The following is a 22,274-nucleotide window of genomic DNA, read 5'->3' as shown; positions in this document are numbered from 1 at the left end:
GATCGACGAGAGGGCCTCGGCAGGCCGATGCCGAGACCCTCGTGCCGTACTGCCGTGGCCGTCTAGCCCACGACCGGGACGCCGCCGGTGGCGACGTAGAGCGAGTCGTAGATCCTGCGCTCGACGCCGGGAGCCGGAAGGTCGGTCAGGCCGTTGACCGGACGTGTGCCCCCGCCGAGCAGCATCGTGGTCGAGCCGCCGCCGTCCTGGTTGAGGGCGTCCATGGCGCCGAGGGCCTTCAGCGGTTCGGTGACCTCCGCGAGGAACCCGCCGTCGGGGTAGTACTGGTCGCGCGGACCGCTCAGCGTGACCAGGAGGGTGCGGCCCCGGTCGTCCACGCCGATGACGGTGCGGGAGTCCCGGCAGATGTCGGTCTTGGCCTGGAGGATCGCACCCGAGAGCTCCTTGACCTGGCCGTTCTCGTCGTAGAGGCGGGCGCAGCTGCCGTGGGCGTAGCCCGTGGCTCCCGTGCTGCCGTACTTGTTGACGCCGTCGCGCATGAGCAGGGATCCGGCGTTGACGACGTCCACCGTCTCGTCCAGGGGTATCTCCCGCTTGATGCCGTCGGCCTCGAAGCGGTGGTCCCAGAGCTTCTGCGTGACCGTCAGGTCGGCGTTCTTCTCCACCTGCCGGCGCAGCCAGTCGACCTGGTGGTCCCCGATCGCCTGGAGGACGTACTGGCCCTTGCCGACGGTGCGTCCGCCCCGGCCCGGACCGCCGTCGATGATCTTGCCGGTCGTGCTGTCCAGGACCACCTCGTACCCGGCCTGGTCGTCGGCCGTGATGTGCTTGTTGACGTCCGGCTTGGGCGTCGTCGTCTTGTAGGAGTAGTTGAACAGCACGAACTCGGTCGGGTCCGTGTAGGCGGACAGCTTCTTGTCGTAGGCGTCGTAGTACGGGCCGAGTTCGCCGGCGGCGTCGTCGGCGTCGCGCGGGCAGCCCAGGGCGCCGCCGGGGTTCCGGTTGACGTCGTCCACGCGCTGGGTGGCCTCATCGTACGGCTGCCCCACCGACAGGCTGCTGGTCACGGTGATGTCGGTCTCCAGCTTGGTGATGTACGGAACGCCGTACTGGAGCACCGCGCTGTAGCGGTTCTTGCCGAGCTGGCACGAGGCTCCCATCACCTCCCCGTCGCGGACGGTGGCGCCGAAGGTCTGGATGGACTCCGGTACGTCGTCCGTCGTGGCCTCGGTGCCCTCGTTCATGAAGTAGCCGCCGTTGATCGCCGCGAGGGGGGCCTCGGGCAGGGCGTCCACCATCTCCCGGACGGTCTCCCTGGTTCCGGCCTTCCTGCCGAAGGTGCTCTCGATCCGCAGGGCGCCCATGGCGGGGTCGATCCGGACGACGTTCAGCTCACGCGGGTACGTGCGCTGCGCGATCGGTGAGGTCTCCTTGTACCGGAAGTACTCCACACCGGGCGCGAGCAGCCTGCTGTCCGCGGTCTGGGCCGTCCAGCGCGCCAGCTCGGGGGCGGCCGGCGGCTCCTCGGCCGCGCTCGTCGAGCCCGGGGCGGCGAAGAGGAGCACCGAGCCGAGCGCGGTGGCGGCAGCCACCAGACGCGCACCGCCGTGGTGCGCGGTACGGGGTGCGGGGGGTGTCATGACAGGCATTCCTTGTCCGTGGTGGGGTCGGCGTCCGGGGTCCTGAGCCGGTGCGACTGGAAGGACTGGTCGAACGGGACCGTGAGCGATGTGCTGTCGCCGGCGTTGACCTTGTACGCCTTGGCGGCGGGCTGCCCGGTCTGCGTCCACTCGCCCGTCCAGGAGGCCCCGTTGAAGAAGCACGCGACCTTCTCGGTGCGGTTCATGACCGAGCGCACGTTGTCCGCCCAGACCACGGCCAGGTACCCGGCGTGGTCGTTGGGGGTGCCGTACATCCCGCCACGGCCGTTCGGTTCCTTGAAGATGCACAGCTGACCGGCGGGGCAGCGCTCGTATCCCGTGAAGCAGGAGCCCTGCGAGGGGGTCAGTTTGTGAGAGGTCACCTGCAGCCCGAGCGTCCTCAGGTCACTGCGGGCGCCCGGCGGGATCGCCTCCACGGTGCCGCCCAGGTACGTGTTCGCGTACACGCAGCCCCAGAAGTGAGTGTTGTTGTACACGGACACGGCCTTGTCGTCCCAGCCCGAGCCGGTGACGGTGGCGGTGCCGTCCAGTGGGAGCCGCAGGCTTTCGCCGGTGCCGCCGGCGCCCTGGTAGAGACAGAGGGACGGCTTCTCGCAGTTGTCGTAGACGGCGTTCGCGGGCAGGGCGAACAGGACCGAGCAGAGGAGGGCGAGGGCTCCCACGACGAGGGAGCCCCGCAGAATATTGATCTTCACGGGCTGAGAGTCTGTCAGGAGACGTCGATGCGTGGGAATGCGTTTTCGAACGAACGCGGGACGGCGTACGACGTGCTTTTCGACAGGTCGATGCCTTCGGCGTCAAGCTGCCGACCAGGCCCTCCATCGGAACCTCCGGCAGGCGGGTACGCACCGAGACCGGCACGACGACCCGCCCACGCGGGTCGGGTCAGGAAGACCTGGGGACGCCGTGGCCGTCGGCCACCCATCGGGCCTTCTCCCACACCGGTTCGGTCCCGTCGGCGACGCGGTGCAGGAGCGCGGTCATCGACTGTGCGTCGGAGGCAAGGTCACGGGAGCGCTGCCAGGCGATCCGCCTGCCGTAGCCCGGCGCGGCAGGAAGCGTGGAGGACGGGTTGTCCGTCCACGCGTACCAGGCCATCCAGACACCCGCCACACTCGTCACGTCGCTGCTCATCCACGCGTGATCGGCGATGGCCGCGGAGGGCAGCGGTTCGCGCGGCAGGGAGATCAGGCTGAACGGGATGCGGGTGGCCGGCCCCCCTGGGTCGCACTCGCGTACGACGCGCCGGTCGGCGAGCAGCACGTCGAGCCTGTCGAGGACAGCAGTTCGCTCCGGTGTTCCGTGCTCACCGGCTTCGGAGGCGTAGAGGACGCGGTGGTCGTGGATCCGGACCACGGCGACGGCCTGGGCACCCGGCAGCTCTCCGGGATCCGTGTCCACGACCAGGAGCACGGCGGCCGGATCGGCGACGAGCGCGCGGGCCGTGGCCTGCGCCTGGGCGTGCTTCTCCCACATCGTGACGGCGCACGAACAACGCATGCACCATCGGCCCTTCCCCAGCGGCTCATCGTCCCGCACACCGCACCGCCGGCATACGAACCGCAGCTCCCGGGCACGTTCGAGCGCGGCCCGCTGCGGGGGCGTCGCGGGACGCTTCGGGCGGGCGGCGGCCACCTCGTAGAGAGCGGCGTAGGAGTTGCCGTGATACAGCACCTGGGCGACCGGCTCGGCGCCGGGCTTGAGGGGCGGCTCCATCTCGGCGAGCTGCGTCTTGGTGTACAGGCCGTCCGGTACGTCGACCCAGCGGGTGTAGCGGATGAGACCGGCCGGGGGCGGGACCGTAGCGGACACAGGGGCTCCTGAGAGGATAGGAAAGGTGCTGAAGGCGTCAGGGCAGGATCATCGCAACAGGCACTGACACATCAGGGATCGACCGCCGCAGATGGCCGGCGGCTGCGGCGGACCCTCTGACCCGAGCGATCGTCTCCCTGTCGACACCACGCTCGTCAAACGGTCGTGGCGCCTGGCTCCGGATTCTGCGCCGCGCCGCGCCGGTAGGCGTCGAAGAGACGGAAGAGGAAGTCGTGTACATCCGTGCAGTCCTGCCAGTGCTTGGCCGTGGGGGGCGGGGAGTCTTCGGTCGACAAGCTCTGGACCCCACGGTGTCCTCGTACCGCAGGGCACGCGCGGGCTGTTGGGGCGCGGGGGACGGGCGGCGGCGCGTTGTGGCGTGTGGCGCGCAGACATAGACTCGCGCGTCCCGGACGGTACGTGTCGAACGGAGCGCGCTCATGCCCAAGGTCACCGCGATCGCCCTGCTCAAGGCCGCCCCCGGCGCCGAGGACAAGGTCCGTGAACAGGCCCTGTCCCTGGTCGCGCCGTCGCGGGCCGAGCCGGGCAACATCAGCTACCAGGCGTACGTCCACCCCCAGGACCCCAGTGCGTGGCTGGTGTTCGAGGAGTGGGAGGACCACGCCGCGTTCGAGGCGCACCTGTCGAGCCCTCACCTGACCGAGGCACTCGCCGCCGGTCCGGGACTGCTGATCGGTCCGCCGACCGAGCACGTATTCACCACCACGGATTGACTCACCCGCACCCCGGGCGTCGCTCGACTGCGCGGAGGGGCAGCGATCTCGACAACGGTCAGCGATCGCGCATTCTGCTCCCGCCCGCCGGTCGTTCGAGACCCCCGACGCCGCTGTCAGCGAAGGTCGAGGCGCATCACGACGCGGGGATGACCGGCCAGTACGGAGGTCGTGTCGGCGGCGTGGGTGAAGCCCGCTCGCTCGAAGTTCTTCCGGATCCCGGCGTACGCCATCGTCATGTCCACCCGTGCGTCCCCGCTGTCCAGCGGGTACGCCTCGATCGCCGGTGCGCCGTGGGAGCGCGCGAACTCGACCGCCCCGGCGATCAGGGCGTGCGAGACCCCCTGCTTGCGATGGCCGGGGCGCACACGGATGCACCACAGCGACCACACGGGCAGTCCGTCGACGTGCGGGATGGTCCGGCTGCGGGCGTACGACGTCTCCGAGCGCGGGGCCACCGCGGCCCAGCCGACCGGCTCGTCCCCGTCGTACGCCAGGACCCCGGGAGCCGGCTGCGCACGGCACAGCCGGTCGACGTACTCCCCACGGGCGGGCCCGCGAAGTTCGCTGTTCAGCTTGGACGGGATCCGGTGACTCAGGCACCAGCAGACGTTCGCCCCGGCGGACTTCGGGCCGATCACCGCCTTGACGTCCTCGAACACCGACGCCGGGCGAATGTCAAAGGTCATGCCGCCACCATGCCACCCGTCCCACGGCCTCCCTGAGCAGCAGAAGCGCGGCCGCCGGTGCCGAGGGGCCCGAGGAGCGGGTTGCCAGGGAGGCGCCGGCTCGGCGCACGGCGTCGAGACGGAGTCGCTGGACGCCGACGAGGGCGCGGACGAAGGGCCGGTACGGAGGGGCCACGAGGTCCGGGAGGGGCGTGGCTGCCGCGAGGTCGGCGGCGGCGTGGCCGGCCTGCTCCTCGACGAGCCGGCCGAGTGCCGCTCCGGGCCGGGTGAGGTCCGCTCCGTTGCGGGTCACCGCGTCGGCGGGGACGCCGGGGCGGCCCGCGCGTACGTCCTCGGGGAGGTCCTCCAGGAAGTCGATGCGCTGCATGGCGCGGATGAGCAGGTGGCAGCCCTCGGTGAACGCCGCCCGTGCGGGCACGTCCTCGGGTGCGAGGAGACAGGCCGTGAGCATCAGCGCGGGCAGTGAGTACTCCCCTACGTACTCCTCCAGTTCCTCGTCGTCGGCGATGGTCCGCCAGGCGACCTCGCGATCGCAGCCTCGCAGGAATTCGTCCACGTGGACGCGCACCTCGGGATGGTGCTCAGCGGTGCGTGCCAGGCAGCGCAGGACGGGCAGGGTGGAGTCGCCTCCGGCGAGTGCCTTGCGTACGAGACCGTCCCACTCGGCGAGCGCGGCCAGCCGCTCGTCCGGCGTGCCGCGGTCGATCCGGTCGTCGGTCTCGTGCATGAACGCGACGGCGGCCACGACGTGCGGGAGCAGCGCGGCGGGTAGCAGGATCCGCGCCGCCGCGTACTCGGCCGCAGCGAACCTCCGCACCGCACGCCGCTGCTCGGTGTAGTCCCGCCGCAGCCGCGGTTCCCGCACCCCGGCCCGGTCCAGCGCCCGCTTCCACATGCCGGTCTCCCGTCGTCGTCGGCTGTGAGCCTACGGCTCCCGGGACGGAGACCCCGAGGCGCCCCGGATCCGTGCCCCGGCCGCTGACGGTTCGGCGAACGCCCCACGCTAGGACGGAGGGGTGGAACGCCCGCGCAGCGCACGCCCCACCAGCACAGCCAGCGGGATCACCACCACGACGTACGCGGCACAGGCCGCCGTGACCACGAGACTTCCGGTGAACGCGAGGACCAGACCTCCGACCACGAAGGCCCACACGAGAGTCCAGAGAAACAGACGCATGCGACATCCAACGACCAGATCCGACGAGGGAACCTTGAGGAACGCCCAGAACGCGGGATCGAGCGGTAACGCCGTCGACGGCGGCTCCGTTGCAGGCGGAGCGGCCCTCGGCGTTTCAAGCACCGTTCCACCAGCACATGACGAGGTGGAGGCTGCCGGTCCCCGTACGCCACTGCATCCTTCGGCCTACCCCGCTCTCGGCCCTGCGGAGGAGGATCCCCCGGCACCGCCGCGACAGGATGGATCCGTGCGAACAACCATCGGATACACCCTCGAAAGCATCGGCTACGTCATAGGAGCGCAAGGGCTTGTCAGCTTCGCCTCGCAGACCTTCTTCGGCACGGAGTGGGGGTGGCTGCACAAGGTCGTCGACCTTCCGTCGACCGCGTATCTCGGCGTCCTCGCCATCGGGCTGGCCCTCATCGCCGGCGGGGTGAAGACGCGCAAGTCGGCCGAGCGGCAGAAGGTCGCCTGACGGGCGGGCCCTTCGGTCCGTGGCGTGCCTTCTGTCGTCCTGGTGTCCCGACGGGGGCCATCGCCGCCCGCGCCGTCGAGCCGGGCGCTTGGCGGCGCGCCGGGGTTCGGGGGCGCCACAATACGGGGGTGCAGAGTTGGATGCCGCCGGAGCGCGGACCTTTCATCGGACGAACCCACGAACTGACCGCGCTCAGCGCCCGGTTGGAGCGACACCGGCTGGTGACGGTGGTCGGGGTGGGCGGGGTCGGCAAGTCCCGCCTGGCGGCGCGGACCGCGCACCTCGTCCCGCGCGACGCTTTCGACAGCGTGCACTGGGTCCCGCTCTGGTCGCTGAGCGGCAGCGCTCTGCTCACTCCGCTGGTGGCGGACGCGTGCGGTCTGTCCGACCATTCCGCACGTGAGCCCGTGGACGCACTGGTCGCATGGCTCGGCGACCGCCGCGTGCTGCTCGTCCTCGACTCCTGCGAGCACCTGGTCGCCGATTGCGCGCCGCTCGTGGAGATGCTTCTCGCCCGATGCCCCGAGCTGGTGGTGCTCACGACCAGCCGGGAGCCGCTGGGCGCGGTGGGCGAACTCCTGTTCTCCCTGGGCCCTCTCACCCTGGACTCCGAAGCGATGGACCTGTTCGCCGCGAGGGCCGTCGCTGCCGGGGTGACGTGGGAGAGTCCCGAGGACCGCCTGGCCGCGAGCGAGGTGTGCCACTGGCTCGAGGGCCTTCCTCTGGCTTTGGAGCTGGCTGCCGCACAGCTTCCCGACCGGCCCGTGCGCGTCATGGCCAGGCTGTTACGGGGCAGGCTCGCGCTCGCGGCACGCGAGGAGAGCGGCGTGCGGCCCAGGCGGCACCGGGCGCTGCGTACCACGATCGGGTGGAGCCACGAACTGTGCACGCCCCCTGAGCGGCTGCTCTGGGCCAGGCTGTCGGTGTTCTGCTCGGACGCGGCCCTGGACGACGTCGTACGGGTCTGCCGCGGCGGGCCGTTGACCGACGCGGTGCTGGCGGAGGCCCTCGCCGGACTCCAGCGCAAGAGCATCGTCACCGTGGACGACGGCCGGCTGCGCATGCTCGACACCGTCCGCGAGTACGGCGCGATGTGGCTCGCGGAGCTCGGGGAGACGCGGGCGACGGCCGACCGTCACGCGCGGTACTTCCACGAGCTCGTCGCGACGGCGGACCGTGACTGGTGGGGGCCGCTCCAAGCGGCGGCGTACGCACGCCTGGCCGGCTGCCAAGGCGATCTGTGCGCCGCGCTCGACCACCTGCTCGCCACGGATCCCCCGCAGGCGGCGGCGATGGCGGGAAAGCTCGGCTTCTTCTGGGCCTGCTGCGGCCAGCTGCACGAGGCCGGGCACTATTTGGAGGAGTGCCTGCTGCTGGTCCCGGAAGCCTCCGACACCCTGGCGAGGGCGTGCTGGGCCCTGGGGGTGGTGCGCTGTCTTCGCGGGGAGTACGAGTCGGCGGCCCGGCTCGGCGCGCGCACGCGGGAGCAGGCGCTGCGGGCCGCGGACCCGGAGCTGCTCGCCGACGCCGCCTACCTGCAGGGCCTGGTCATGCTGCTCCGCGGCGAACCGCTGAAGGTCGTCGACGCTGCGGATCGGGCACTCGCGGGCCTGCACGGTCTCACGCCCTCGGCTGCCCGGTGCCGGCTGGTCCGTGTGTTCGCGCTGACGGCGACGGGCTCCCTCACGCGCGCGCGTGCCGAGGCGGAGGCGCTCCGAGCGGACTCCATGGCGGCGGGAGAGCACTGGACGCGGTCCTACGCCGAGTACCAGCTGGCGGTGATAGCGCTCGGCGAGGAACGGTCGGCGGACGCCGCGGCCCACGCCAGGGCGATGCTGCGGGACAAACGAGCGATCGGCGACGCGTTCGGGCTGGGACTCGGCCTCGACCTCCTGGCAGCCGCTCTCGCCGCCCTGGGACAGGCGGAGGAATCGGCCACGGCGTACGGCGCGGGGCAGGCGTTCTGGGAGATGGTGGGACACCCGCAGCGGGGCACCCCGGAGCTGGGCCCTCTCCGGGAACGCGCCGAGCACTCGGCACGCCGACGGATCGGCAGCGACGCCTACGACAACGCGTACGTCCTGGCCACGCTCACCGACCCCTTCGTCACCTTGGACGACGTGCTCGAATCCGAATGAGCACCGGCCACGCACCGGAGCAGGCGCCGGATGCGAGCTGAGCGACACAGGACAGGGGCCGCGTCCCGCGTACGGGCGCTGTCGGGCGCGTCATACGAGACCGGCGACGCGGAGGCCGAAGAACAGAGCGATCATGATCGACCCGATCACGATCAGAGAGAGCCACACTGTGGGGTGCTCCCAGATCCCGCCGTCGGGCCGCTCAGGATGCGCGGAGGACGTCGAACCTTCGGCGGGCGGAGTCTCCTGGGGTGGTACGGACCTGTCGGCAGCCATGACGCCTCCCGTGTGTCCGGCGGCACCGCGGCCGCCCTCCGGACCAGCGTCTCGCCACGAGGAACGTCTTGCCATCCGCATCGTTCCTGCGTCGAAAGAAGGGGAAGCGGCCACGCCCGGGAAGTCGGCCGGCCGACGACCCCTTACCGTCCGTGTCATGCGTCCGCGCAGTCGCGGTGGCCTGTTCGGGAGTTTCCTAGGGTCCCCGTGCGGTCCTCGACGAGTGCCCGGCGTCGGCAGCTCCGCGCCCGACTCAGCGATCCTCGGCCGACCCGGCCGGCTCGAAAGCCTGGGCGCCAGCAAGGCTGTCCTCGTAGACATGGTGTCGGGTGACAAGGCCGTCTTCGACGGTGACGTGCAGAGCGAACCGCGCACGATAGGCGCGCCCGGTGGAGCGGGCGGTCTGGCGGATCTCACCCAGCACGACCGCGTCGTTCCCGTCGATGAGGACGCGCTCGATCTCGGTGGCCGCGCGCTCCGGAACGTGGTGCGCGGCAAGCTCACGGAAGTGGGCGGCGGCGTCAGCACGGGTGGTCGCGGGTGCGGCCATGGCCATGACCAATCCCTCCTTCAGACGTCCGCGTCCCCCTGACGCGGCGAGAACAGCATTCTCACCAGCCACGACCGATCGAGGCGCTTACCTCCGAGGTAACGGCGCTCAACGCCCCGCTCCACTTCCCTGACGGCCTCCAGGAGTGAACGGACCGGTCGCGGAGGCTACGCACTTGTCGACGACGGTCTCCTGGCCGGCTGCCACGCCCTCCAGGCACAACCGCCCGCCCTTCTCGCGCAGGTCGACGAAGAACCGGGTGGTCGCACCGGACTGCTTCAGATCGTGGATGCGCTCGTCGCCGTAACCGAGGTCGTTCAGGATCTCGTTGACCTTCGTGGGGGTGGGCTCCACCAGCCCCAACAGGGCTTCGGCGATGCGCTGCTCGTGATGGTTGCCCGCGCACCAGTCACGCGCGTTCAGCTCCACTTCCGGTCCCGCCGTCGGTGTGTCCGGCACGACCGTGTCGACCGGCACCTCGGCGCCGGGCGGAGCGGGCGCGGGTGTCGGCGGCGGCACGGGCGGGGCGCCCGGAGGAGGGCACGACTGCTCGATGTACTCCTCGATCTCCGCGAGGGTCGGATCGGACTGCCGACTTCCCACGGATTCCGCGCCCGCGACCTGCTCTGCTCCGGTGCTCGTCTTCACGGTGCCGCACGCACCGAGTGCCAGCACGGCGAGGGCCACAAGGGCCAGGGTGAGCCGCGGCCGGCGCGAGGAACGGGCGAACACGCTGGTCGAGGAAGTGTCTCGTCTCATGGGCACAGCTTCCGGCCCAGCCGTCCCCGGCGCGTGAGTACTCGTACTCACGCGGGACGGGCTGGACACTCAACCCGGTCCACGTGGAGCTGCCTCGACCCATGCCGCCCCGAACCCGGTTTCAGTCCTGCCAGTAGAAGAGCAGCGTGTCGACGTCACGGAATCTGCGGCTGCCGAAGTAGTAGACGTCCAGGTCGGTCACTTCGATGTCCGCGGTCTCACCGTCGATCCAGCGGAAGCCGGCCTCCTCCAGTGGGAGTCGGGCGGTGTGGTCGTGGTCGTGGCTCATGACGAAGCGGCCGAGGGTGCTCACGAGGACGTCCTCGCCGTCGCACTCGATCACGTAGTACGTGCCGTCGCCCTGCCGCTCGTGCTCCCCGCACGAGACCGGCGGTTTCGGCGCGACGCCGGCCGCGGCGAGCACGGCGAAGGCCCGAGCCGTCTGTTCCGTCACGTCCGGGCGGGCGGGCGGCTCGGTGCACAGGGCCTCAAGGCGCCACCGGGGGTCGCTCGACCGCTCACAGCCGGGGCCGTACTCGTGGACGATCGCCCGACGCAGCTCCTCGTCCAGTCCGTGGACCTCCACCCGGGGGCGGCCCAGGTGCTCGTCGAGCGTGCGCGTGTTCTCCAAGTCCTCGGTGATCCGGTGCAGTGCGAGCACGGCCCAGACCGCCGCCTCGACGGTCGATGCCTCGTCCACGTGGGCGCGGAGCCGGTCCGCGTCGGTGGCGAGCTCGTGGGCGGCGTACGCGACACCCTGGTCGGGGTCGGCGAGGTACGGGGTGACGTCCCCTCCCCCTCGGTACCGCATCCACACCGCGAACGCGCGGTCCTCAGGCCTGTCCTCGCCGAGGTCGGCCACGATCGCCTCGGCCCCGTACCGCTCGACCAGGCCCATGAGACCCGCCTCGGCGAGCTGCTGCCGGCGCCACCAGGGCGAGAAGCCGAGCGTGGCCAGCTCCCTGGCAGCCGCGCGGTCGCCGAGCAGCCCCCGAGCCTTCAGGATCGCGTCCCCCATGCCGTACGAGGACTGCTCGCTCCGGGCATCGTGGCGCAGCCAGGGCAGGAGTTCCGCCCGGTCTGCGAGGAGGTCCAGGAGCGCGATGCGGACCTCGCCCGTCTCCTCGTCGTCCTGGATCCGGCCGAGCAGGGCGAGGACCCGCGCTTCGGGGACCCGACCGGCAAGCGCCTGCACACAGACCCGGCGGCGCCACCAGGGGTTGCGGACGTCCAGCACGTAGCGGGCGAGGGCGTCGGGGTCGTGGGCGTGCAGGGCGGCGGTGTCGGGCGCGCCGCGCTCCGGTATCAGGCTGTCGATCGTCGGCATCGCCTGATGTTAGCGATCCGGGGCCGGGACTGATCACGAGATTTCGACGCGCCGAGCCCCCGTTCGGAAAGGGGACTTCAGCTGCTCGTGGGGCCTCAGCTGGTCGTCGGTGATGGTGTCTGCGCGTGCCGGACGCAGGCGCCGGCCACATGCCGGTCCGCGGGTCGAGCCGGTACCGGGCCGCCTCGTAGCGGCCCGGGTGCGCGCGGGCGTGGTCACGGTAGGCGTTCGCGAAGGCCGTCAGGGACGATCTCCGGGCACGTGTCGGCCTCGCTTCCACAGTGACGGTTACGGGGCTGTCTCCGCGGTGTTCACGGTGGCCAGGCGCCGGTTGTACTGGATCACGTCGTACTTCTGGTCACCGGAGACCACGACCTCCCGGCGCGAGGGGGTGGCGGGGAAGAAGTCGTCGGCGTCGAACGGCGCGCCGGCGGCCACGTACGCCTGCCCCTGCGGGAACGCGTACATGGTGAACCGCGTCTGCGCCGACGCGGGCAGTCCCTCGGGGTACTCCTCGGCGCGAGGGTAGGCCGTCGTGTAGACGGAGACCGACTTCGTCCCGCTCGCGGGACGGACGATCCGCGCGTGGGGGGCCGGGCGGGTGTTCGCGCCCGCCGGGTTGTGGATCCATCCCTTCCGCCCGCCGAACCAGATGGCCGTCCAGTCGCCCCGCACATCGGCGACCACGAATTCCTGCCCCCACATCGCGGTGGATCCCCAGTCGTCGATGTGCTCGGTCCCCGCCGAGCCGTCCGGACGCAGGGCGAGGTCGGAGACGAGCGGGGCGTCGGCGCGGGGCTCCGTGCGGACGTAGAGGAAGTTCGAAGGCTGTGTCTGGGTCCGGCACGTCGGGCTGCAGACCGTCACCCTCTGGGCGTTCTGGCCGTACGTCGGGGCGATGGTGATCGCCTGTCCGATGGCGACGGCGCCGCTCTTCCCGAGTGCCTCGGCGCCGACGAGCGCCATGAACTTCTCCCAGTCCCAATAGGGGCCGGGATCCCAGTGTGCGTCCGGCGCACGGGCCGGCCTCGGCGGAAGCACGTTGTCGTGCCCGAGGATGTGCTTGCGGTCCAGGGGGACGTCGAAGCGCCGTGCCAGGTAGACCACCAGCGCGGCCGTCGCCTTGTACTGGGCCGGAGTGAACCAGGTGGGACCCTGGGCAGCGTATCCCTCCATCTCGATGCCGATGCCGTGCAGGTTCAACCAGTAGTTTCCGGCGTGGAACGCGATGTCCTTGGTGGCGACCATCTGCGTCGCCGCGCTGCCGTCGGCCTTCATCACGTAGTGCGCGGAGGCCCCGCTGGCGGGGTCCTGGAACCAGCTGACTCCCCCGTCGTACGACCCTTCGAGGTCATGGATGACGATGAAGTCGATGTCCATGCCGTTCGCGTTCCGCGAGGACACCTGGTAGTTCGAGACGGCGGCGGGGGCGAACCGGCAGTTCAGCTGGCTCGGACACTCCGGCACCGCCGCCGCGGCCTGCGTCCGCAGCCCCAGGGACGCGAGCTGTGACCTCGTCGGGCGGACGGACGGCGTCTCGGGCAGCGACACGCTCTCGCCGTCCTTGCGTACCCTCTGCCTGCCGCTGCGGATCGCTTCGAACACGCCGTCGGCGAACCGCCCCGCCACGGTGGTGTCGGGGGCCTGGCTGTAGCGCGCCACGGCTCCGTACCAGCCGCCCGGGTCGAGCGGCATCCGACGGGTGATCCGCCGTTGGTACGAGGCGAGCAGGGCAGCGCCGCCTCGAAGGTTCTGCAGTTCGTCCCGCTTGAGGGTCTCGGGCGCGACGCCGATCATCGCGGCGGCGGCCTGCAAGGTGTGCTCGGACGGATCGTCGGTGCCCGTGGCGTCCACCGGCCCTTCGCCCGGCCGATGGGCGTACCGTCCGCCGGACGTCGTGTCCGTCAGGTGCATCGGGCCGTAGCCGCCCTTGGTGCTCGGGCGGCCGTCGTTGGCCTCCCACCACGAGGACTCGTAGCTGACGCCGAGAAGTACTTCCTTCGGCACGCCGAATTCCGCCGCCGCTTGCTCGGCCGCCCGCTCGAAGTCGCCGGGGGTCGCGTCGGAGGGCCGGGCGTTCCCGGCAGTGGCGCATCCCCAGATGAGGGCTGCCGCCAATCCCGCAGCACCGAGAACCCGTTGCCGCCTGTGTCTTCCGGTCACACCATGTCCATTTCGCTCGGGCGCTCGTCGTTCGGTCGCGGCCGTCGGTGCGGCCGCCACCATCCTTCGGACGGGCTCCTGTCCCGGTCCCACCGACACGCCCGACACGCCCCGGCCCGTCACCGCACCAGCGCAGTGATCCCGCGCGTTGTTCGCGAGCGGCGGTCGCGCGGCCTGGCGGTGTTCAGGCACGGCAGGCGGCTGCCGCTCGCTCGACGAAGGACGCGGGCAGCTCGTGGCCGAGGGGGGCCAGGCTGATCGTGCCGTTCCACAGCACGGCCTGTAGGCACTCCTGGACACCGCGCACCACGGGCCCCTCCCGGGGGGGAGTCGAGATCCTCGGCGCGGCCGGCCTGGTCCTGCCGCCGCTGACCGGCATCGCGCTCCCGCTCGCTCCGGCCGCGGCCATCGGCCTCGTACTCCTGCAGGCGGGCGCGATCGCCGTCCACCTGACCGGTCGGGACCGCCGGATCGCGCTCAACATCGCCGTGACCATCACCACGGTGGTGGCCGGCGGACTGGCCACCACCTGGTGACGGGTCCTTGCCGCGGTACCCGCGTGCGGTGCCCGCGTCCCCGTCCGGTGATGACCGGGGCTCATCGAGCCCACGGCCCCCACCACTTCGGCGGCAACGGGTCCGCCGGTGTCGAAGTCGGCTGGTCGGGATGGAGTCCGAGGCGCCGCAGGGCATCCGCGCGGAAGCGGACCGCGATCGTGCCGTGCCAGTGTCCGTCCGCACGGACCCCGCACATCAGATCGACCCTGACCTCGTCGTCGGCGAACGGGTGCCAGTCGATGCCGCGGTCCCGCAGTCAAACCGCCGTCAGCCGGCCCGGCCGAGGGCTGCCGGCGACGTTCTCGAAGCGGAAGAGGGTCACCCATTCGACAGACTGATCGCACATGCCGTCATGATGCCCCGGCACACGAGCCCGCCGCTCGGACTATCCCTCTCCGCTCGGTCCTCGCCCCGCCGCTCCTCGGCCTTCTCCCGCCGCCGAGTGCCGCTACGCGGGGTTCTTGACGTCCGCCACGTACACGGCGCCGCCCAGGCAGTCGCGGATCTCGTGGCGGGGCGCGGTCCCCGTCCAGCGGAGGAACCCGGTGGAGCCGGTCGCGCTCGACATGTCGATGAAGCGGCACCCGTCGTAGATGAGCTTGCCCGCGGTGGTCGCGGCCGTTCCGGTGGCCACCTGGTGCGAGCCCATCAGCGCGCAGTCCGTGTAGCGGACCGTCGGGCCGCGGTCGCCGTTGGCGTTGAACGCGTAGACGTGCGTGACGGCGTCCGGCGCCCACGACTTGAAGCTGTTGGCGGTGTCGTCGCACGAGACGAAGGAGATGCTGCCCTTGTACCAGCGGGAGTCGATCACCTTGTGGCCGGTGCCGCGCAGCTCGAAGCGGATCCCCTGGGCGTAGAGCCGCATCACGGAGTCCGCGCGGCTGGCCGCGGCCGAGGAGAGCTGGAAGAAGGTGCCGGTCGAGGCGGCGTCCGTGAGGATGTAGGAGCCGCCGATGAAGTTCATCGAGCCACCGCGGTTGTTCTTCACGAACACACCGGCCTTGTACTCCACCTTGCACTCGCGGAACCAGTAGTTCAGGAACTGGTCCTGCTGGCTCGCGGTGGGCGTCATCCCCATGACGAGGAAGGCGTCCGAGTAGGTGCCGCCGATCTGGCAGTGGTCCCAGCCCATCTCGCTGTTGAGGTTCGAGGTGGTGGCCGGGCCGTCGAGGCCGATGCCGCGCTTCCAGCTGCCCTGCCACTCGACGTCGCTGTACCAGGTGTCCTGGACGCCGTGCGAGGCCGAGGAGTACGCGTAGCAGAAGCTGGAGGTGGGGTTCTCGCTGACGAAGGTGACGCCGGAGATCCGGATGTTCTTGTAGCGCTGGTTGTTGGTCCAGAGCGTGGTGTCGTTCTCGGCCGGCGCGTAGATGATGCGGGTGAGCCGCTTCCCGTAGCCGGTGATCGTGACGCCGTCGATGACGCCCCCGACGTTGCCCTCGCCGGCGTTGGTGCCGTCGATGTTGGGGAGCAGGGAGTCGGGCCGGGTCAGCCGGTACGTGCCCGGCGGGATGACCAGGACCTTCTTCGGGACCGCGCCGGAGATCGGGTCGGGCTGGTACGAGGCGAGGACCTCGGCGGCGGCGGCCCGGAAGGCGTCGTCGCTCGGGTTGACGCCCGTGGGGTCCGCGAGCTTGCTGATCACGGAGACGCTGTGCGGGTCGTTGCCGGAACCCGCGGCGTACGCCGGGGTGCCGCCGCCCATGACGACCGAACCGGCCGCCGCGCCCGCACCGGCCGTCGCCAGGCCACGGATGACGGATCTTCTGTCCATCTGACCGGTCATTTCATTCCCCCAAAGTCGTGATCAAGAGTCGTGATCATGAGAAAGACAGCACATGTGATCATGAGTTCGCAGTCCGTGCAAGAGCGGACGGCTCGTGATGGGGACGCTTCACTTCGCGCGGGGCCGGGTGCCGCTAGTGCCGTGACCGGCAATGTTCACTGGTGATTTGGGTGGTGTCGTGGATCCTGAAGGGGTGTAAGTATGCGTGTATGTCGATCACTTCAGTGACTTTGCGCCGCCGCGTGGATGACCTCGACGCTGCTGTGCCCTTCTACGAGCAGCTCACCGGGGAAGCGGCCAACAGGTTTCGGTTCGCAGGCCTGGAACTGGCCGCTGTCGGCGCCTTCCTCCTTTTCAGCGGGTCCGACGAGGCGGCAGGGCGCTTCGCGGGAGTGGCTGCGACGTTGTCGGTGCCGGACCTGAACCAGGCCGTATCGGGAGCCGTGGCGGCCGGGGCCACCCTGATTGCTCCTCCGCAGGCCACCCCGAACGGACACCGCGCCGCGCTGCGCCATCCGGACGGGGGCGTCTACGAGTACGTCAGCCACTGAGGAAAACAATCGGGAACAAGGTGGGGCGGTTGGTCAGGCTGCGCCCAGGAGTGGTCTGCCGCCCCAGCGGATGCCTTTCTCGCTGCGGATGCGAGCGCGTTCACGTCGCTGTGCCACCAGCACAACGAGCAACCCGGTGAACCCATGCGGTCACAGCACTAGGCGGGACCGGCGGTGGGGGCGGTGTCGGTGGTGCCGGCGGGCGGAGCCTGCTCATAGAGCGCCACCAGGACGCCGTGCACGGGCTGGTCCTCCGCGCTCTCCTCCGCCTCGTCGACCAGTCGGGCGAGGGTGTCGCCGAGTTCCCGCGCCTTCGCCGGGGTGAGACGGAGGTGGCGCAGCGTCAGCTGGCTCTGGGCGGGAGAGCGGCTCAGCTCGTGGGCGACCGCGGCGAGCATCGCGGCCGTGCCCGCCGCCTGGGGTTCGGCGACGAGCATGCGGCGGGCCGTGCGCTGGTAGTACTGCTCGGTGCCGCCGCGGACCCGGCGGGTCTCGGCGACGTGGATCAGCCCGGCCTCGCGGAGCACCTTGAGGTGGTGGGCGACGTTGCCCTTCTTCGCGTCGAGCTGCGCCGCGAGCTGGCTGGTGGTGGCGGGCCGGTGCCCCAGGGCGAAGAGCAGCCGCTGACGCAGCGGGTGGGCGAGCGCCGCGAACTGCTCGGGCGCACCGATCTCCAGGACGTCCTCGGGAGGCGGCGGGCAGGGAGTCTGATCACGCATGCCGAAAGTGTCTAAATTCTTTGACGCTTACGCAAGGGCAGTGCTCTACTGCCTGCCATGACGACTTCAACGAAGCTTGCACCGGCCCCTGTTGTCGACGAGACAGTCCGGCTCGTGACCGAGAACTACGTGTTTCCCGAGATAGCCGAGCAGCTCGCCGTGCTCCTGCGTCGACGCCTCGCCGAGGGCGCCTACGACGTCGACGGAGCCGACGAGCTCGCCCGTCTGGTCACCACGGACCTGCAGTCGGTCAACGGCGACCGGCACCTGAGACTGAAGCACCACGCCGACCCGGTGTCCCCGGAACAGGGGGCCGCCACCCTGGACGCCATGCGCCGGGACTTCGACACCACGCTCGGCGGTGCGCCCCGGGTGCAGCTGCTCGACGGAGGGGTCGCCGTGGTCGAGCTCTCACCGATGCTGTTTCCGCTGGAGTGGGCCGCCGAGCCGCTGAGTGCCGCGCTCACCCTGGCGGCCCGCGCCCGTGCGCTGATCCTGGACCTCCGCGCCAACCGGGGCGGCGACCCGGACACCGTGGCCTTCGTCTGCAGCCACCTCCTCGACGAGCGCACCCACCTCAACAGCATGCACTGGCGCAGCGACCAGCGCGTCGAGCAGTCCTGGAGCCAGCCGCACGTTCCCGGCGCGCGCTTCGGCGGCAGCAAGCCGCTGTACGTGCTGACCAGCGGCAGCACCTTCTCCGCCGCCGAGGAGCTGTCGTACGACCTCCAGCAGCTCGGCCGCGCCGTGGTCGTCGGCGAGCCCACCCTCGGCGGCGCACACCCGTGCAGGGGCTGGACGGTGCACCCGCACCTGGAAGCCACCATCCCCGTCGGCCGCGCCGTCAACCCCGTCTCCGGTACGAACTGGGAGGGCACCGGCGTCCAGCCGGACGTCCCCTGCGCCGCCGCCGAATCCCTCGACCATGCGCACGCGCTGGCCCTCACCCGACTGGCAGGTCCGCAGCCCGGCCGTGGGTGAGCATGTGGGGGGCGGCGTGGAGGATGACGGACGACGCAGCGGCATTCATTGCTTCTCGGAGCACGCGGCCGCATCGGTGAGCTTCTCGACCGCTTCCTTCGTCTTCTGCTGCATGGAGTTCGGGTCGTAGTTCATCGCGACGGTCGCCTGACGCTGACCGTTCGTCGTCGCATACGACTCGACGAGGTATCCGGGGAAGTTCCCTCCGTGCCCCCACCAGGTTCCGCAGGAGAACGTGCGGGGGACGATCCCGAGACCGTACTTCGCGCCGCTGCTGCCCGTTACCGTCGTCATCATCTCCTTCAGCAGGTCAGGCGGGAGCAGGCGGCCCGTCAGCAGAGCATGGTAGAACGACGAGACATCGGTTGAGGAGGCGATGATTCCACCGCCGGCCCAGGCGATGGAGGGGCTGAATCGCGTCACGTCGGTCGCCGGCGGCTTGCCGAGCACGAAGTACCCGTGGGCGTGGGGACCGGTGATGTCAGGCCCGGTGGGCAAGTAGGAGGAATCCAGCTTGAGCGGCGTGAAGATGCGGTCGTCGAATTGGGTGGCCAGAGAGGTCCCGGCCACCTTCTCGATGATGAGCCCGGCCACCGTGTAGTTCGTGTTCGAGTACGCGGCGTCCGTACCTGGCTGGAACTTCCTCGGCAGGGAGGTTCCCAGCTTCACGAGCTGCTGCGGCGTCGTGACGTGCGTGACGTCACCGGCGAGGTACGGGGCGAGGTAGCGGGGGTTCTCCTCGTAGTTGGGGATTCCGCTCGAATGGTTCAGGAGCTGCCGGACCGTGATCTTCTCTGCTTCGGGTACCAGGCCGGGCAGCCACTTCTGCACGGAATCGTCCAGCGTCATCTTCCCCTCGTCGACCAACTGGAGGATGACGACTGCCACGTACGACTTGGCCAGGCTGCCGATCCTGAAGCGGTCCTCCACCGTCATGGGAGTGCGGGACGCGATGTCACCCAGCCCCCAGGCGTTGGCGGCCTGGGCCCCCTTGTCGGCGGTCACCACCACTACGCCGGGGACCTCGGTGGCCAGAACCGCGTCGACGTCCTGCTGCAGATTCTTCCTCTGGGATTCCGAACTCGACTCTCCCTCGTCGCCACAAGCGCCGAGGAGGAGGGCGACAGCAAGGGGAATGGCGATGCGTCTGATCGGAGCCTTCACGGTTCACTTCTCCAGCGTGGGGGGATCGGCTCTACGATGCCCATCCACGCGTCCTGCGGCAGGGAGGCACGCCGTGGCGGCCTGACGTCCCCCGACCGCCGGGGGCACCGGCACCGCGCCTGGGCAGCGGCGCTGAAGCCCGTCCGCCCTTCAGAGTGCTCGCAGGGTGGCGATGGCCTTCTCGATGCGCCGTTGGCGCGTCTCCGGCTTCTTGGCGCTCTCGATGGCCCGCACGTGCTCGCGCTTGCGGCCGTGGGCAAGGCGGTCGTACGCCGTGCGGGCGAGGGGGTCGTCGTCCAGCGCCCGGGCGAAATCCGGGGGTTCGACGACGACACGCGGCTCGGTGTCCAGCTCGACCTCGACCTCGACCTCCTCGCCGATCGCGACATCCGCGGCCTGCCGGTTGGCGTTGCTGAGGCCGAGCAGGTGACGGCCGCGCAGGATGGCGACCCGGCTCTTCCAGGAATGCCCGTTGACGGTGATCGTCACCGGTGGCCGCGCGCCCCCGCCGAGCGCGGCCACCACCTCGGGCGGAACTTCCAGGCCCCGCATGGGCTCCGGCGGCTCGACCTCTGCCCGGAACTTCATGATCTTTCTCCTCGCGGTCTCATCGGTGCGTGGTCGCCGGTCGAATGGCCGGTCGGACTGTCGGTCGGTCGGACTGCCGGTCGGTCGGATCGCGGGTCGGTGTCGTGGGTCGGTGTCGTGGGTCGGTGTCGTGGGACCTGTGGTCAGGGCTGCGCGGGCGCGGGCGGCGCGGCGGCCTCCCACGCGAACCCGTCCAGGTCGGTGAAGGCACCGCCGGTGCTGCCCAGGACGACGCGGTGCGAGCCGGTGCCGTCGACCGGGACACCGAGGTCCTTGGCCAGGGCGCGACGCTTGTACAGCGCCAGCGTGAGGGCCCCGGACTGTCCGGCGGCGAACTCGGCGTACTTGCCGCCGAAGCTCTTGGCCACGGTCATGCCCTGGCCGACGTAGAGCTCCTTGGTGGCCTTCACGTCCTCGACGCCGATCAGCAGGACGATCGCGTCGATCTCGCGGGTGGCGGGGCCGGTGTCCTTCTTCTCCGAGGTCGCGATCTTCCAGATCGTCCCGTCCGGGGCCTGGACGACGCCGCTGTAGCCCCACATCGACCTCGCGGCGGGCTTCAGGACCGTCGCGCCGGCCTCCACGGCGGCGCCGAAGAAGCCGTCGACGGTGGCCGGACGGGACACCGTCAGGGCCAGGGTGAAGCCGCGGAATCCCGTGGTGTGCGTCTCGGAAGCCCTCAGGCGGATGTACGTGTCCACTCCGAAGCTGCTGTAGAAGCGGCGAGCGGCCTCCAGGTCGGCCACCTCAAGGGTGACGGACGCGAGGGAGATGTCAGATGCGGTGAACGTCTTGGTTGCCATGACCCTCACGCTAGGGGCCGCGGGGTCGCGGGCGCTTCTCGAATCCTGACCGGTCCGGAGACCACGCACGGTGACGGCCGTCAGCCGGCGCGGGACCCGGCCGCGCAGGGCCTTCGTGTGGGGTGGCGGCTCCGACCCAGGGGTTGGCCGGAGCCGCCAGAGGCGCCGCGGAAAACGCGGCGCGGACCGTCGAAACACCGAAGCCGCCTGAGGAGGAGGGGGTGGCGGCCTTCGATGTTCTGTTCGGGCCCGTGGGGGCTCCTGTAGTAAATATATATACCGTCGAGTACGCAAGGGCATGAAAATTTTCATGCTGCTCGGGTGCGCGCCGCGCCCGCGCGAAGAGCCGGTGCACGGCCCTGTCGGGGGCTCGGTTCAGCCGGTCTCAGTCGTCCAGGAAGAAATCGTGCTGGTCCGCGGCGTGCTCGTACTTCTCCAGCCGGGTCTGCGTGCGCTCCGGGTCCGCGTCCGCCATGGCCTGGAGGATGCCCGCCGACAGCAGCCCCGGCGCCGCGTACGAGTCGAAGACGAGCCGCGAGCCCGTGCCCGCGGTGAACACCTCGTCGGCCTCGTCGGCCAGCGGCCCGAGCGCCAGATCCGTGATCAGCGCGACGCGCAGCCCGACACCGCGGGCCGCGCGCACGACGGCGAGCGTCTCCTTGGCGTGCCGGGGCATCGCGAAGGCGAGCACCCACGTTCCGCCCGCTTCGCGCGCTTGGAGCAGCGCGTCGAAGGCGACGCTGCCACCCCGCGTCACCACCCGGACGTCAGGATGGATGCGCCGTGCGGCGTACGCGAAGTACTCGGCGAGGGAGACCGAGATCCGCAGGCCGACGACCGTCAGCGGCACGGACCGGGCCAGCTCGCCGCCGATGCCGACGATCCGGTCGGGGTCGGCCAGGGCACGCCGCAGGGACGTCAGGTTCTCGATCTCGGCGTCGATCGCCGACTGGAGTTCGTTGCGGTGCTGCTCCTCCCCCTCGCCCGGCGCGCCGGCGACGGCGCTGAGCGCGATGGGCTGGAGCGCCTCCCGGAGCGCGGGGTAGCCGCTGAATCCCAGCGAGGAGGCGAAGCGGGTCACGGACGGCTGGCTGACCCCGACGCGCTCCGCGAGCTCGGTGATCGAGAGGAACGCGGCCTCGGTGAGGTGATCGGTGAGGAACTGGGCGATGCGCCGCTGTGCCGGAGACAGCCGGTGCCCGCCGAACAACGCCCGGACCCGCTCGGCGGGAGAGGCAGCCACCGCCTCGGCGTGCGCCTCGGACGCGCGCCTGCCCGGCGTGATCGCAGCCGCCTGTGCACGCGCCTGCTGCCCGGATGCCACGGGGTGCCTCCTTCTCGTCTCGCTGCCGCCCAAGATAGTTCACCCCGTGCCCGGCCCCCGCGAAGTCGCGGCACATCAG

Annotated in this window: 22 protein-coding genes and 2 pseudogenes; 6 read left to right on the top strand and 18 right to left on the bottom strand. The window is 70.7% G+C overall.

The features are described 5' to 3' along the window. Positions 1-62 precede the first annotated feature (62 nt). The 3 genes from ABTY59_RS16090 to ABTY59_RS16080 form a co-directional block, all read right to left on the bottom strand. On the bottom strand, positions 63-1,601 hold the full coding sequence (locus tag ABTY59_RS16090; RefSeq protein WP_352019550.1) for a phosphodiester glycosidase family protein: 1,539 nt from the start codon (positions 1,599-1,601) through the stop codon (positions 63-65). Further along, on the bottom strand, positions 1,598-2,317 hold the full coding sequence (locus ABTY59_RS16085) for a peptidase inhibitor family I36 protein (RefSeq protein WP_352019549.1): 720 nt from the start codon (positions 2,315-2,317) through the stop codon (positions 1,598-1,600). Before ABTY59_RS16085 ends, ABTY59_RS16090 begins: the two co-directional genes overlap by 4 nt. Positions 2,318-2,507: 190 nt before the next feature. Continuing rightward, positions 2,508-3,434 carry a hypothetical protein gene (locus tag ABTY59_RS16080; protein ID WP_352019548.1) on the bottom strand — a complete coding sequence of 309 codons (927 nt, stop codon included), beginning with the start codon at positions 3,432-3,434 and terminating at the stop codon, positions 2,508-2,510. 440 nt (positions 3,435-3,874) lie between these two features. On the opposite strand from ABTY59_RS16080, the gene ABTY59_RS16075 reads away from it, so the two are divergent. Continuing rightward, positions 3,875-4,168 carry a putative quinol monooxygenase gene (locus tag ABTY59_RS16075; RefSeq protein WP_352019547.1) on the top strand — a complete coding sequence of 98 codons (294 nt, stop codon included), beginning with the start codon at positions 3,875-3,877 and terminating at the stop codon, positions 4,166-4,168. Positions 4,169-4,284: 116 nt separating this feature from the next. On the opposite strand, the gene ABTY59_RS16070 is transcribed toward ABTY59_RS16075, so the two are convergent. The 3 genes from ABTY59_RS16070 to ABTY59_RS16060 form a co-directional block, all read right to left on the bottom strand. Beyond that, positions 4,285-4,857, bottom strand: coding sequence for a GNAT family N-acetyltransferase (locus tag ABTY59_RS16070; protein WP_352019546.1), 573 nt, complete (start codon positions 4,855-4,857; stop codon positions 4,285-4,287). Then, entirely contained in the window at positions 4,847-5,752 is a 906-nt protein-coding gene (locus ABTY59_RS16065) for a squalene/phytoene synthase family protein (protein ID WP_352019545.1), read from the bottom strand. Before ABTY59_RS16065 ends, ABTY59_RS16070 begins: the two co-directional genes overlap by 11 nt. A gap of 108 nt (positions 5,753-5,860) precedes the next feature. Further along, on the bottom strand, positions 5,861-6,034 hold the full coding sequence (locus tag ABTY59_RS16060; RefSeq protein WP_352019544.1) for a hypothetical protein: 174 nt from the start codon (positions 6,032-6,034) through the stop codon (positions 5,861-5,863). A gap of 247 nt (positions 6,035-6,281) precedes the next feature. Between ABTY59_RS16060 and ABTY59_RS16055 the strand changes: the two genes are divergently transcribed. Next, entirely contained in the window at positions 6,282-6,509 is a 228-nt protein-coding gene (locus ABTY59_RS16055) for a hypothetical protein (protein WP_352019543.1), read from the top strand. Between the two features lie 128 nt (positions 6,510-6,637). Further along, on the top strand, positions 6,638-8,647 hold the full coding sequence (locus ABTY59_RS16050; RefSeq protein ID WP_352019542.1) for an ATP-binding protein: 2,010 nt from the start codon (positions 6,638-6,640) through the stop codon (positions 8,645-8,647). 90 nt (positions 8,648-8,737) lie between these two features. Here ABTY59_RS16050 and ABTY59_RS16045 read toward each other — a convergent pair whose 3' ends face one another. From ABTY59_RS16045 to ABTY59_RS16020, 6 genes and pseudogenes are all read right to left on the bottom strand, one after another. Next, a complete protein-coding gene (locus ABTY59_RS16045; RefSeq protein ID WP_352019541.1) occupies positions 8,738-8,923 on the bottom strand; it encodes a DUF6480 family protein in 186 nt (61 codons plus the stop codon). Between the two features lie 253 nt (positions 8,924-9,176). After that, positions 9,177-9,458: pseudogene (locus tag ABTY59_RS16040) on the bottom strand (nuclear transport factor 2 family protein); the annotation flags it as partial. Between the two features lie 123 nt (positions 9,459-9,581). Beyond that, positions 9,582-10,232 carry a hypothetical protein gene (locus tag ABTY59_RS16035; protein WP_352019540.1) on the bottom strand — a complete coding sequence of 217 codons (651 nt, stop codon included), beginning with the start codon at positions 10,230-10,232 and terminating at the stop codon, positions 9,582-9,584. Positions 10,233-10,353: 121 nt separating this feature from the next. Then, positions 10,354-11,559 (bottom strand): hypothetical protein, encoded by a 1,206-nt coding sequence (locus tag ABTY59_RS16030; protein WP_352019539.1) that lies wholly within the window; start codon positions 11,557-11,559, stop codon positions 10,354-10,356. Between the two features lie 288 nt (positions 11,560-11,847). After that, positions 11,848-13,566 (bottom strand): N-acetylmuramoyl-L-alanine amidase, encoded by a 1,719-nt coding sequence (locus ABTY59_RS16025; RefSeq protein ID WP_352019538.1) that lies wholly within the window; start codon positions 13,564-13,566, stop codon positions 11,848-11,850. 379 nt (positions 13,567-13,945) lie between these two features. After that, positions 13,946-14,047 (bottom strand): annotated as a pseudogene (locus ABTY59_RS16020) (LysR family transcriptional regulator); the annotation flags it as partial. 10 nt (positions 14,048-14,057) lie between these two features. Here ABTY59_RS16020 and ABTY59_RS16015 point away from each other — a divergent pair. Continuing rightward, positions 14,058-14,258, top strand: a complete 201-nt coding sequence (locus ABTY59_RS16015) for a DoxX family protein (protein ID WP_502995375.1) — start codon at positions 14,058-14,060, stop codon at positions 14,256-14,258. Between the two features lie 469 nt (positions 14,259-14,727). Here ABTY59_RS16015 and ABTY59_RS16010 read toward each other — a convergent pair whose 3' ends face one another. Further along, positions 14,728-16,053: a right-handed parallel beta-helix repeat-containing protein gene (locus ABTY59_RS16010; RefSeq protein ID WP_352019537.1), complete on the bottom strand. Its 1,326-nt coding sequence runs from the start codon at positions 16,051-16,053 to the stop codon at positions 14,728-14,730. 221 nt (positions 16,054-16,274) lie between these two features. Between ABTY59_RS16010 and ABTY59_RS16005 the strand changes: the two genes are divergently transcribed. Continuing rightward, positions 16,275-16,616: a VOC family protein gene (locus ABTY59_RS16005; protein WP_352019536.1), complete on the top strand. Its 342-nt coding sequence runs from the start codon at positions 16,275-16,277 to the stop codon at positions 16,614-16,616. A 158-nt stretch (positions 16,617-16,774) separates the two neighbouring features. Here the strand turns inward: ABTY59_RS16005 and ABTY59_RS16000 are convergent, their stop codons facing one another. Continuing rightward, positions 16,775-17,335 (bottom strand): ArsR/SmtB family transcription factor, encoded by a 561-nt coding sequence (locus ABTY59_RS16000; RefSeq protein WP_352019535.1) that lies wholly within the window; start codon positions 17,333-17,335, stop codon positions 16,775-16,777. A gap of 57 nt (positions 17,336-17,392) precedes the next feature. Between ABTY59_RS16000 and ABTY59_RS15995 the strand changes: the two genes are divergently transcribed. Beyond that, complete coding sequence (locus ABTY59_RS15995) at positions 17,393-18,316, top strand: S41 family peptidase (protein ID WP_352019534.1); 924 nt, start codon at positions 17,393-17,395, stop codon at positions 18,314-18,316. Between the two features lie 45 nt (positions 18,317-18,361). Here the strand turns inward: ABTY59_RS15995 and ABTY59_RS15990 are convergent, their stop codons facing one another. From ABTY59_RS15990 to ABTY59_RS15975, 4 genes are all read right to left on the bottom strand, one after another. Continuing rightward, entirely contained in the window at positions 18,362-19,480 is a 1,119-nt protein-coding gene (locus ABTY59_RS15990; RefSeq protein WP_352019533.1) for a serine hydrolase domain-containing protein, read from the bottom strand. Positions 19,481-19,630: 150 nt separating this feature from the next. Further along, on the bottom strand, positions 19,631-20,068 hold the full coding sequence (locus ABTY59_RS15985; protein ID WP_352019532.1) for a YdeI/OmpD-associated family protein: 438 nt from the start codon (positions 20,066-20,068) through the stop codon (positions 19,631-19,633). A 143-nt stretch (positions 20,069-20,211) separates the two neighbouring features. Beyond that, the gene (locus ABTY59_RS15980; RefSeq protein WP_352019531.1) at positions 20,212-20,871 is read right to left on the bottom strand and encodes a glyoxalase; all 660 of its coding nucleotides are present in this window, start codon (positions 20,869-20,871) and stop codon (positions 20,212-20,214) included. A gap of 385 nt (positions 20,872-21,256) precedes the next feature. Beyond that, positions 21,257-22,195, bottom strand: coding sequence for a MurR/RpiR family transcriptional regulator (locus ABTY59_RS15975; RefSeq protein ID WP_352019530.1), 939 nt, complete (start codon positions 22,193-22,195; stop codon positions 21,257-21,259). Positions 22,196-22,274: the final 79 nt, after the last annotated feature.

The organism is Streptomyces sp. NPDC096079 (assembly GCF_040303145.1).
Classification (GTDB): domain Bacteria; phylum Actinomycetota; class Actinomycetes; order Streptomycetales; family Streptomycetaceae; genus Streptomyces.
Note: the sequence above shows the minus strand (reverse complement) of the source record. Positions and strands in the feature narration are given on the sequence as shown.

Bases quoted from the DNA above. Each gene is read 5' to 3' on its own strand.
- ABTY59_RS16045 (WP_352019541.1), bottom strand. From the start codon at position 8,923: ATGGCTGCCGACAGGTCCGTACCACCCCAGGAGACTCCGCCCGCCGAA.
- ABTY59_RS15985 (WP_352019532.1), bottom strand. From the start codon at position 20,068: ATGAAGTTCCGGGCAGAGGTCGAGCCGCCGGAGCCCATGCGGGGCCTG.
- ABTY59_RS16030 (WP_352019539.1), bottom strand. From the start codon at position 11,559: ATGCCGACGATCGACAGCCTGATACCGGAGCGCGGCGCGCCCGACACC.
- ABTY59_RS16005 (WP_352019536.1), top strand. From the start codon at position 16,275: ATGTCGATCACTTCAGTGACTTTGCGCCGCCGCGTGGATGACCTCGAC.
- ABTY59_RS15995 (WP_352019534.1), top strand. From the start codon at position 17,393: ATGACGACTTCAACGAAGCTTGCACCGGCCCCTGTTGTCGACGAGACA.
- ABTY59_RS16075 (WP_352019547.1), top strand. From the start codon at position 3,875: ATGCCCAAGGTCACCGCGATCGCCCTGCTCAAGGCCGCCCCCGGCGCC.
- ABTY59_RS16070 (WP_352019546.1), bottom strand. From the start codon at position 4,857: ATGACCTTTGACATTCGCCCGGCGTCGGTGTTCGAGGACGTCAAGGCG.
- ABTY59_RS16000 (WP_352019535.1), bottom strand. From the start codon at position 17,335: ATGCGTGATCAGACTCCCTGCCCGCCGCCTCCCGAGGACGTCCTGGAG.
- ABTY59_RS16065 (WP_352019545.1), bottom strand. From the start codon at position 5,752: ATGTGGAAGCGGGCGCTGGACCGGGCCGGGGTGCGGGAACCGCGGCTG.
- ABTY59_RS16090 (WP_352019550.1), bottom strand. From the start codon at position 1,601: ATGACACCCCCCGCACCCCGTACCGCGCACCACGGCGGTGCGCGTCTG.
- ABTY59_RS16060 (WP_352019544.1), bottom strand. From the start codon at position 6,034: ATGCGTCTGTTTCTCTGGACTCTCGTGTGGGCCTTCGTGGTCGGAGGT.
- ABTY59_RS16035 (WP_352019540.1), bottom strand. From the start codon at position 10,232: ATGAGACGAGACACTTCCTCGACCAGCGTGTTCGCCCGTTCCTCGCGC.
- ABTY59_RS16010 (WP_352019537.1), bottom strand. From the start codon at position 16,053: ATGGACAGAAGATCCGTCATCCGTGGCCTGGCGACGGCCGGTGCGGGC.
- ABTY59_RS15980 (WP_352019531.1), bottom strand. From the start codon at position 20,871: ATGGCAACCAAGACGTTCACCGCATCTGACATCTCCCTCGCGTCCGTC.